Source organism: Clostridium lundense DSM 17049 (genome assembly GCF_000619945.1).
In the GTDB taxonomy this organism is placed as follows: domain Bacteria; phylum Bacillota; class Clostridia; order Clostridiales; family Clostridiaceae; genus Clostridium_AO; species Clostridium_AO lundense.
The window spans coordinates 1-10240 of record NZ_KK211044.1 but is presented as its reverse complement, the minus strand read 5'-3'; the positions used below and the strand labels follow the sequence as shown (position 1 = coordinate 10240).

General features: G+C 26.4%; 9 protein-coding genes. All 9 read right to left on the bottom strand.

Features of this window, described 5'->3' with window-relative positions:
• Nucleotides 1-208 precede the first annotated feature (208 nt).
• Nucleotides 209-499 (bottom strand): CRISPR-associated endonuclease Cas2, encoded by a 291-nt coding sequence (cas2, locus tag T514_RS0123465; protein WP_027626929.1) that lies wholly within the window; start codon nucleotides 497-499, stop codon nucleotides 209-211.
• The gene (gene cas1b, locus T514_RS0123460) at nucleotides 500-1498 is read right to left on the bottom strand and encodes a type I-B CRISPR-associated endonuclease Cas1b (protein WP_027626928.1); all 999 of its coding nucleotides are present in this window, start codon (nucleotides 1496-1498) and stop codon (nucleotides 500-502) included. It lies immediately after the preceding gene.
• Nucleotides 1499-1516: 18 nt separating this feature from the next.
• Entirely contained in the window at nucleotides 1517-2011 is a 495-nt protein-coding gene (gene cas4, locus T514_RS0123455) for a CRISPR-associated protein Cas4 (RefSeq protein ID WP_027626927.1), read from the bottom strand.
• Nucleotides 2011-4569 carry a CRISPR-associated helicase/endonuclease Cas3 gene (locus T514_RS0123450; protein WP_027626926.1) on the bottom strand — a complete coding sequence of 853 codons (2559 nt, stop codon included), beginning with the start codon at nucleotides 4567-4569 and terminating at the stop codon, nucleotides 2011-2013. The genes cas4 and T514_RS0123450 overlap by 1 nt, the downstream gene beginning before the upstream one ends.
• Before the next feature lie 86 nt (nucleotides 4570-4655).
• Entirely contained in the window at nucleotides 4656-5444 is a 789-nt protein-coding gene (cas5b, locus tag T514_RS0123445) for a type I-B CRISPR-associated protein Cas5b (RefSeq protein ID WP_027626925.1), read from the bottom strand.
• A 3-nt stretch (nucleotides 5445-5447) separates the two neighbouring features.
• Nucleotides 5448-6401, bottom strand: coding sequence for a type I CRISPR-associated protein Cas7 (locus T514_RS0123440; protein ID WP_027626924.1), 954 nt, complete (start codon nucleotides 6399-6401; stop codon nucleotides 5448-5450).
• Complete coding sequence (cas8b, locus tag T514_RS0123435; RefSeq protein WP_027626923.1) at nucleotides 6401-8146, bottom strand: type I-B CRISPR-associated protein Cas8b/Csh1; 1746 nt, start codon at nucleotides 8144-8146, stop codon at nucleotides 6401-6403. The genes T514_RS0123440 and cas8b overlap by 1 nt, the downstream gene beginning before the upstream one ends.
• A 16-nt stretch (nucleotides 8147-8162) precedes the next feature.
• Nucleotides 8163-8855, bottom strand: a complete 693-nt coding sequence (cas6, locus tag T514_RS0123430; RefSeq protein WP_027626922.1) for a CRISPR-associated endoribonuclease Cas6 — start codon at nucleotides 8853-8855, stop codon at nucleotides 8163-8165.
• 81 nt (nucleotides 8856-8936) lie between these two features.
• Nucleotides 8937-9176 (bottom strand): HTH domain-containing protein, encoded by a 240-nt coding sequence (locus T514_RS0123420; RefSeq protein ID WP_027626921.1) that lies wholly within the window; start codon nucleotides 9174-9176, stop codon nucleotides 8937-8939.
• Nucleotides 9177-10240: the final 1064 nt, after the last annotated feature.

Genomic DNA, 10240 nt, shown 5'->3' with positions numbered 1-10240 from the left:
ATTTAAATACATCCTATGTTAAGGTTTAACCACTGTAAAATCAGCATTTCTTAAAACTAACAATAGCATAAAACCATTGGAATCTCAAGGTTTGTTAAAATATTTACCAGGTAACTTTATAAAATACAATTTTCTATAGAAAACACTATGCAAACCACTGACACCATTAACTTTAGTCCACCTTTATTTCACAATTCACCTGGTAAAATCAAATTATTAAATCCTCTCCAGTATTGTTGCTCTGTACTCCTAAAATCTCCTCACCAAACACATTATCATTTAACAATTTTACAATACATACAAAGTCTTCACTTTTATCAATAACCTTATTTAAATCTTTCCTCAAAGAAATTAGCTTAGATGGAGTTATCTCCCCTCTAAAAACAGACTTTTGAAAATGAGATAAATATTTTTTACAAACCTTAAAAACTCTTTGGACTCTTTTTTCATTAACATCATAGAAAAGAAAAGCATAATTATAATTCAGATTTTTACTCATTTACATTTTCTCCTGAAGATTAAACGGAACAAATTCCTTATTTTCCATCATAAATTTAATTAACTTATAACAATCTAACTTAATTGCAGTTCTATAACTAACTTTTCTTTTCAATCTAGGATGAGTAAACACAGATTCTAGTCGTTCTTCAAATGCTTGTATAAATATATTTCTTCCCTCTTCATTTAACAAACAGTAATTCACCTTTTTATCAAAATGTTTAGCCACTTGTAGCTTTTTATTATTAACTAACTCGAATATAGTTTTATATACTATTGCAGGTTTAAAAACCTCACTTATATCTAAACTTAAAGAAAACCTTCCCTCTGAAGGTTCATGTAGAAAACTAATTCTTTGATCTAAGTGAGTTCTATATATGGAGGATATGGTTTTTGCATATAATAAAGTATTTCCAAAGGATATTAAAGCATTAATGGGATTGTCTGGTGGCCTTTTTACTCTTTTATTCATTATAAAATCTTCTGGTAATATATTTTTGAATTCACCATAAAATCTTTGCCATACTTCCCCTTCAGCAGCCATAAGCTGCTGTACGTTCTCAGCCTTATTTATACTCTCAATAAATTCTTTATTTATCCAATCAATGGTTGTTTTAATCTCTTTCTTACCATGTTTATAGTAATGGTATAATACCTCTGATATGTTATCACCAATCCCCTTCACAATAGGTTTAGCAACACGTAATCTTTTATTAGTAAAAGCTTCAACTTGTTTGACTAAAAGCTTGCCGCTATTATATTGATTTCTTGGATAAAAACTTCCACTATATCCTTCATAATAATTAAAAAAATGAACAATTATATTATTTGTTGCTAAAAAATCTAGCAACTTTGAATTTATACTAACTTCATTCAAACAATATATTTCTTTAGTGTTTTCTACTGGAATATATACATTTTTACCATTTTTCCTAAAACATAACGAATTATCTTTCCTAGTTAATTCTCCCATAGATGTTATATACCTTGTACTACCCATTTATATTTGTTCACCTCTCTATATATAGCAATATTCATAATATGCACATTTTTTACATTTTGCAACATTTAAAACTTGAGGAATCTTATCACCTTGAATTAGCTCATCTATTTCACGTATATGTTTATCTAATTGCTTCAACAATTCTTCATCAAGCTCAAAATATAAAATTTTATTGTTTCCTTTATTTTTCTCAATAAATTCTAATTTGCCTTTTCTATCTATACCTTTGTCTTTTAAAACTTTTAAATAATATAACAATTGCCATTTAGAAGCTTCCACATCTGCATCTGATTTTTTAATTTCTACTAAGTATTCATTTGTAAGCTTGTCAATCTTTATATTATCTATTGCAATTTCAGTATTTTTGCTTTTAGATTCTTTTTCTTCATGTATTGCCTTTCCTATCTTTACATTTTCACTATTATCTTCAAGATTAAGTCTATTTCCATGAAGATAACATTGTCTTTTACAATGAAAATAATAGTTTATTAAAGTACCGTTAATTCTCATTATATAAAATCTCCTATTCCAGTTATGAATTTTTCTTTATCCAATTTACCTTCTTTAAAATACTTGTACCCATCCTCTATAAAATACAAATCTCCTAGCCTATCATTATAAGGAAAGTCATAATTCCACTTAATTTCATATATAAAATTATTCATCTTTGATCTAATTTCAGATAGCTTAACTCTTCTTTTAGAATAATCCATGCTTTTATTAACCAATAATTTTCTATATTCATGCCACAAATTCTCTCCATTAAGCTCCTCATCTTTTACTACAATATTACTACTTAAATAAACTGATATTTTACCTTCCTGCTGAGAAATTAATCTTAGTCTATCTTCTACTTTTTTAAATTCCAGCTCTTTAACATCTTTATAAAAGAAATTCTCTATGTTTAATTCATTAAGCCCACTTGTTATATTTTGTAGCCTTTCAATAACTAAATCATAAAACTTATTAAAATTCTTTTCTTTTAAAATTTCTCGTATACTTTCATTTTCTAATGTTATATCCTTATTTCGCCTTATATCACCCTTATAAATATTTTCAGCTTCATCTACCTTAAAAAAATAAACTGTACATTCATCCTTTTTACAAGATCTATTTATTCTTCCAAGGAATTGCTCTTCACTATCTAGCATAGACATGTTCTTGTATCCTATATCCATATCTATATCAACACCAGCTTCTACAACCTGTGTTGCAACTAATATTATAGAATTCATTGATTTTACTTTTTTTATAATCCTATCTCTCTCTCCTATATTGTCATCACCACTCATAAGCTCCACATCGCAAAGTATTTCCTCATCTTCTTTTAATCTATTATAAAAATTATAGGCTGAATTTTTACTTATAAATTCAAGAAGAATTTTTTTACCATTATAACTTTGACTTTTTACATGTTCATACAAATCATCTGTTATATTTTCACTCTCTAATAAGGAGTAATCCACCTTCACCCTATTCTTGAAAATAGGGTTTTCAAAATATTTTTCTCTGTTTTGAATCAATTTAATAGTATTAGCCTTTGAAAGAGATAACTTATCTAAATTCGGTAATGTGGCAGACATTATTATGATTTTCATATTTAAAAGTTTTGCATAACAGCTTAAAAATGTTATTATTTCTCCCCATATTAAATTTTTATAACTTTGGATTTCATCCAATACAATCACACTATTTGCTAATTGATGAAGTGGAAAAAGTTCCTCCTTACCTGTTCCAAATAAGTATTTAAAAATAGTAACATGAGTTGTTAGTATCATAGAATAATTTAAAAATTCCCTATTAAGCAAAGCTTTTTTATAATATTTTAAATTCGTCTCTTCATTCATATCCTCATTTTTACTAACTTCCTTATCAACTTTAATAGGTTCAATTGAGTTGATTACAGCAATCTTATTAAGTATATTCTTTTCTTTCTCAAATACTTCTTCCAAGGTATTTATATTTTGTTCTACCAATGTATTGAATGGATATACATAAAATATTTTGTTTTTGCTCTTGTCCTCTTGTAATAATTTAAAGCTTAGATTTGTAGCAACATTACTTTTACCACTACCTGTTGGAGCTTCTAAGTAAAATATATTGGCTTCTATGTTTTTCTCAAGTGTTTTTTCTGCATCTAAAAACATCTCATTTCTTAATATATTTATATTCTTTATATTAGAAAAATCTTTATTAAATCCGTATTCTTCCTCTTCATATTTTCGTATTGATTTATATACTTCACCTTCTTTAAACACATCATAAAATTCATCAATATCATTGATAATTCCTATATCATTTATCTCTATACCTTCCATAAATTCTGATGTTGAGTAAAAATCACAGGCTATTAATATAGACAGCATCAATCTTTCATAAATATATCTATAAATAAGTTGTTCTTTTCTACATTTTTCTATATATTTTTCTTCTACAATCTCAAATATCTTGTTTATAGTTTTTATCTTAATGGCTATTTTTTTATTTAGAGTTTTTTCAAATAAAATATACTGTTCGGTAATTAATTTTTCTCCTTCACCATCTGCTGCAAATTTTTCCTTAAAGTCATGCCAAGAAGTTAAATTCCCATGGTGCCTTGATATTATGTATGCATTCATCATCATAAAATCTAATAACAAATACTTTTCTTCTGATTCAAATGTTTTAATTCTTGGAAAATATGTATCGATATAAACAATAGAAGATAATATTGAATGATGGGAGTTGTTATATTTTGCAGCTTCTTTTATATTTAAATCATTATTTAATCTGCTTTTTTGAAAATATGGATTTACCTTACCCATATCATGTAATGTAATTGTATTTAAAATCATCTCTCTAAATAATTTTCTTCCTTCTAATGAAAAGTCATTTAAAAATTCCAATTCTAATTTTTCAAAAACTTCATTTAAATGTTTTTCATTAACAATCTTGAAAAAATATTTTATACAAAGAGTTATATGATCCTGTAAGTCCTCATTTTTTCCTTCTTTTGTATGAGCATATATTGAATATTCATTGTTTATATAATCACAAATATTAATTTCTTTACAATAATCAAAATACATAAAAATCTCCTTTTAAATTAATTAAAGGAGGCATAAGAACCTCCTCTTTTAATTAACTCTGTTTTAAATTTAGAACTGTTCTTAAATTATACAAACACTATATTTTTACCACATACATTATAAACAACAGTATTTCTTATCTTCATTAAACTTGCATTTGTATATATAAAACTTTTCAACTCATATTTATTTGTTATTTCATCTAAAGAAATAGGTAGCTTTTCTTCATATTTAAATATTGGATTATCTTCTTCTAATTCATCAAATTCGTCAATGTCATTGTTTTCAACTATTTCAAATTCACCCTTTATAAACAAACTATCAATAGTACTTAACGAATTTACTTCTTTAACATCCGATATTAATTCGACATTTTTTATATCTGCTAAATGATCATTTTTACCCAAATAAGGTATATATACAAAACTTCTATCCATTAGCGCTGTAGCAAGCTTTCTACCTTCTTCATCTTCTATAGCTATATAAATATCCCAACTTGGATTTTCTAACCATTGCTCTTTTACAATTAAGTTCCCGCCTTGTTCTTTAGAGGCATATCCTACAGAATTATTAAAAACTTGTACCTTTTTATTTATGCTAACCTCTTTAGGAACAATTCCTATCTTTAAATGATTTAGCTTTTCATAAAATTCGGGATAACATCTTTCCTTGTTTTCAAGTAAAACTTTAAAATCTTTTTTATATTTTTTACTAAAACTCATTTGATTATATCCCTTATAGCCTAAAATCGCCCCAAATATGCCTAGGAGAGCTACTTTATGAATGTTTCCATAGGTAAAATACAGATAAGTATTAATATCTGGTTTCTTAAAAAAACCAAATCTCCCCTCTAAAGTAAACTTTATAACCTCCATATTTTACACCTCTTGCTTTGTAAATATATTATATTTCTTAACTCCTTCTATCTCCTCATTAATTATTGTGGTATATGGATTATAGTAGATTTCTACTGACACTATACTATCTTTTAAAGAATTTAATAAATCTCCACAACTTAAAGTTATAATATTTTTATCATCACCTTTTTCAAATTTCACATACTCTGAAAGAGTTGGAAGATATGTATTGCTTTTAGTTTCAACAAATAATGCAAACTCATTTTCACATCCAACCTTTGCATTAGTAGCAAAAGACGTTGCAGAACTCAATGCCGCTTCTTTAAATTTTTTATAATCCTCTTCAGTGTATCCATCTGTTACACCAAGACCTACGAATTCATTGTACACTGAAGGATTAATTGTAAATGGATAAAAATAATGAGCCTCATTACTTACTATTTTAGTACCTAATGTGGAATTTTTAGCTTCCTCTTGATTATCCTTTTCCTTACCTTTATCTGAAGCATCTCTAAATGGGGATAGTATTTGCTGTTCCTCAGCATAAGAATCCTCATATTTATTAAAACCTTGTCCTATTTGAACTGCTCCTGTAATTGATATGTTGTTGCCTTCTTCTGCAAATGTGGCTCCAAAGTTCTTAACATCTATAGCTGAAAATAAATTAGTTAATAGTTTTTTACTATCTTTAGCCTTTTTCAAATCAGCTTCATTAAAAAGATATTCATATCTTTCTTTTAAAGATCTTGGCACTAAATCTACTGCTCCATTTTTGCCCTCTGATAACTTCATAGATTTTATATATAAAACTTTTTCTCCCTCATTACTCCACATTTTCTTCATCGGATATTTTAAAGCCTTATCACTTCCAAAAATCTCTCCAGTAGATATGGTTTTAGGATATCCTGTAAAGTCCGCATTCCAATTAGCCATAATTGATACTATTCCAATAATTCCATAAATCCTTTTATTCATTACTTTCTACCTCCCTCTACTATCTCTTGTTCCTTTTCATATAATAAGTTGCTGTGTAAATATCCCGCAATAATCATATCTTCATCGATTTTGCCATCCACTTCATAGGACATAATCATGGCATATAATCCTTTAAATTTAAAATTATAACTTTCTATATCATAATTATATTTTTTATATAAAGCCTTCAACTTTTCTTTTATAACTTGGTCTTTTTTAGCATTAACAAATGGATTTGCAAGTGAAAGTGGTTTTTTCTTTCCCTTACTTCTAGATATAAAGAAACTTACCAATTGTCCTACTGCAAAAAAATATTCTCTATCATTTTCTATAAGACTAGTATCTTTTTGAGAAATTTTATTTCTTAAACTATTTTTCACTTCAAATATAACATCTGCCATTTCTTCCCCTCCTTCAAAATACTCCTTTAATGATAATCTTAAATTAAACTGATCAGTAGCTTTCGTAAAGTAACCGTTTTCAATAGATCCTTTAACCAAGCTCATCGATGCTTTATTAAGTAACTTCCATATGTTTTTATAATTTCCTTTATAAAACCAGTTGAATAATGCTGTTCTGCATATTAATAAATTAGATTTTAAAGTGCCATCATTTATTGATATATCACTTGGCTCAGTAAAATAATTAGAACTCAAAAATTTATTAAACATAACTCTATTAATAGTTTCATGCATTACTTTTAATGTTTTAATTGATCCATACTCGGCATTTAAATTCTCATAATCTACTCCAATTATATTTTCATATTGGAACACTTTTTTTAAATTTGGATTATAATTACAAACTATATCACAATCTTGAATTTCTACCTCTTTACCTTTTTTTAACCTTAAGAAGATACCATTAAACTCTTTATCTAAAGATTCCTTATTGTTTAAAGGATTAATTTCATTTCCTATATAAATATTAACTTTTCCAGAAGACGCTTGGTTCATAATATAATCAAAAAACTTCTTTTGACACATAACCTCTTCCTGATCAATAAGATATGGCACAGGGACTTTTCGAGTTTTATTCTCTAAATAAGGCTTTTTTGAATTTAAACCCATATTGTCATTAGGTAACCCATATATAATATTGTCTGATTTTTCGTTGTAATCATTACTATTGTATATGTTAGGAATAAAGTATCTCTCACTTTCTTTTTTATAATCATCTTTTGGATAATAAAAAAATATCTTTAGATAATCCTTTCCAGTAAGTTCTTTGAATTTTTGGAATAAGTTTTCCTTAATCCATGTCTTTATCTTATTTAGCCTATCTTTATCTACTTCTCCAACTTTTCTCTCTGCCAATTCATATAATTCTAGAGCTTTGGGCTTCTGAGAGTATTTTGCCCTTGGGTTCTCTAGTACACTATAATATTTATCTATTATATCAATTGTAAGCTTTCCATTAGTAAGACTATCTTTTTTTATAATGAAAGATAAATAGTTATTTCCTTGTATTACTTTACCACTGCTTGGTAAAATTGCTTTATTCATATCTGTTACTTTACTATAATAATCAGCAAAACATATGAAATCCATATTATTTATAGTTCTATCTATAGTTCCAGTCTTCTTGTCCAACTTTATGTCTATTGAATCTTCTATAGTAAAATCATTATTATTGGGTTTAACTACTACATATGTTCCATCTGCTGGAATATATGTACCTAAAATAAGAGCATCTCCATTTTTCTCATATTCTTTTTTAAATACTTCTAAAGCTTGGCTTAACACATACTCACCACCCTTTTTACAGCCATTTAACGTTCATATACCCAGCGCCTCTGGCATTCATCTCCAAAGCTCCTGTTCCTAAACTCATATATGCTAATTCTTGAGCCATTGTATCATTACTAACATGTATAGTTAGCTTGTCCCCTAGTATTTTTTTCCCTTTATAATTTATTCCTATAGGCTTTATATTCTTAAACTCTATAGATGTATAAAGTTGAAAATTCTCATCTATTTTTGTATTCATAAATAAGTTGTATTTTTTAACCAAATTCTCTTTTAGTCTTCTTTCAAATTCATCTAATGAAATATTATTTTTCCAATACCCTTCATTAGTTTTTAGTATTAAAGGAGTTATAGAATATATTTTATCTATATATTTTCTAGGTAATATTCTTATAGTAGATGTTAAAGCCTTTATATCATGATTATAATGATTTACTAATTCTTCATTAAAAAATTTTGCTAACTCATAATCAACTGTTCTTATTTTTATTGTGTAAATATTACCCCTCTTGTAAACTTTATCTTCTTCTAATGGATAAAATGAGCAAAAACAATAATTTTTATATGTATTGCTATTATGCAGTTCCAATAATTCAGTTTTTTTTGCCAATCCACTATCAATAAATTGAGCTATTTTCTCAAAAGAGTCCTCTGAATCTATATCCTTTATTAAAAATACCGAAATAGATATTTCAAATACTTTCATGCAGTCACCTCCTCACACCTAATTTTATACTTTTTTACCTTATTTGTAAATATTATTACATTTTTACATACCTTTTCAACTCTATCTATCATTTTTTATCAATCTCCAAATATTATTTATACACATTTTTTTATCTAATCTATATCCTCCTCCTCTTCCTCTCAAAGATTCTACTTGAAACCCTGATAATATGAGGCTATTTATATACCACCTTAAAGTGCTATTTTTTAATTCCAACTCTCTTTCTAGATCTTTTGCATTATGAATATTTTCATCTATTAATATATATAACAATCTGAATTGAATAGATAATTTAGACATATAATCACCTCTAATATAAATCATTTAATTTAACGTATTGATTATATTATACATTGAATTGTGCTAAAATAATAACGCTATTAAATTTTTTTTATAATTTACATCAAATGTTATGGTTAATTTTTAATTAATATTTGTTAAATCATTTAATTTAACGTATATTTAAATACAACATTTATTATGGTTAACAAATATATATTACCATACTTTAAAGTATATATCTATATAAGAGAATAGCTATTGATATTTTAATTAATGTCATATATCTTTGTCATTAATTCATTATCTCTATATCGATTTTTTATTTCAGCTAAATACATATTATTGGGAACTTAAAAATTGATATACATTATGCTAAAAAAGGAGATTTTACATATTTAATTAAAATTATATTTGGACTTTCCTCTGAATTGGTAGATTCTGAAGAATTTTATTATAAATACACCCTATGTTAAGGTTCAACAATAGGCAAGGCAATTATAGCAGCTAAATTTCAGATATTTAAATACATCATATGTTATTGTTTAACCCTGAAAAATCAATGTTCCTTAAAATCAACAATAGCATAAAACCATTGAAAACTCAAGGTTTGTTTAAAACTTTACCAGTTAATGTTACAAAATACAATTTTCTATAGGAAGTGCTATACAAGTCACTGATATCATTAGCCTTAAGCCACATTTATTTTGCAATTCACTTGGGAAAATTAATAAGTCTGCCATTTATAAAAAGTAGCAGACTCATTGGCAAAATTTCCATTCACTCTCAACTGTCCATTCTCAATTTTCAATTGCTTGAAAATACATTCTATGTTAAAGTTCAATAAGATTCAAACCCTAGACAAGCTATTACAAACCTATTTAAATACATCTTATGTTATTGTTCAACTAGACAATGGTTTGGAAGTAGATAGAAGGATAAGAACATTTAAATACATCTTATGTTATTGTTCAACCACTGTAAAATCAGCATTCCTTAAAATTAACAATAGCACATAACTATTGGAATCTTAAGGTTGCTAGAAAATTTACCAAGTGATTTTTAAAAATAGAAACTTATATAAA

What these genes read in the sequence shown, in the direction of transcription:
- T514_RS0123420 (WP_027626921.1), bottom strand. Translation starts at nt 9,176, where the DNA reads ATGTCTAAATTATCTATTCAATTCAGATTGTTATATATATTAATAGAT.
- cas6 (WP_027626922.1), bottom strand. Translation starts at nt 8,855, where the DNA reads ATGAAAGTATTTGAAATATCTATTTCGGTATTTTTAATAAAGGATATA.
- cas1b (WP_027626928.1), bottom strand. Translation starts at nt 1,498, where the DNA reads ATGGGTAGTACAAGGTATATAACATCTATGGGAGAATTAACTAGGAAA.
- T514_RS0123440 (WP_027626924.1), bottom strand. Translation starts at nt 6,401, where the DNA reads ATGAATAAAAGGATTTATGGAATTATTGGAATAGTATCAATTATGGCT.
- cas4 (WP_027626927.1), bottom strand. Translation starts at nt 2,011, where the DNA reads ATGAGAATTAACGGTACTTTAATAAACTATTATTTTCATTGTAAAAGA.
- T514_RS0123450 (WP_027626926.1), bottom strand. Translation starts at nt 4,569, where the DNA reads ATGTATTTTGATTATTGTAAAGAAATTAATATTTGTGATTATATAAAC.
- cas5b (WP_027626925.1), bottom strand. Translation starts at nt 5,444, where the DNA reads ATGGAGGTTATAAAGTTTACTTTAGAGGGGAGATTTGGTTTTTTTAAG.
- cas2 (WP_027626929.1), bottom strand. Translation starts at nt 499, where the DNA reads ATGAGTAAAAATCTGAATTATAATTATGCTTTTCTTTTCTATGATGTT.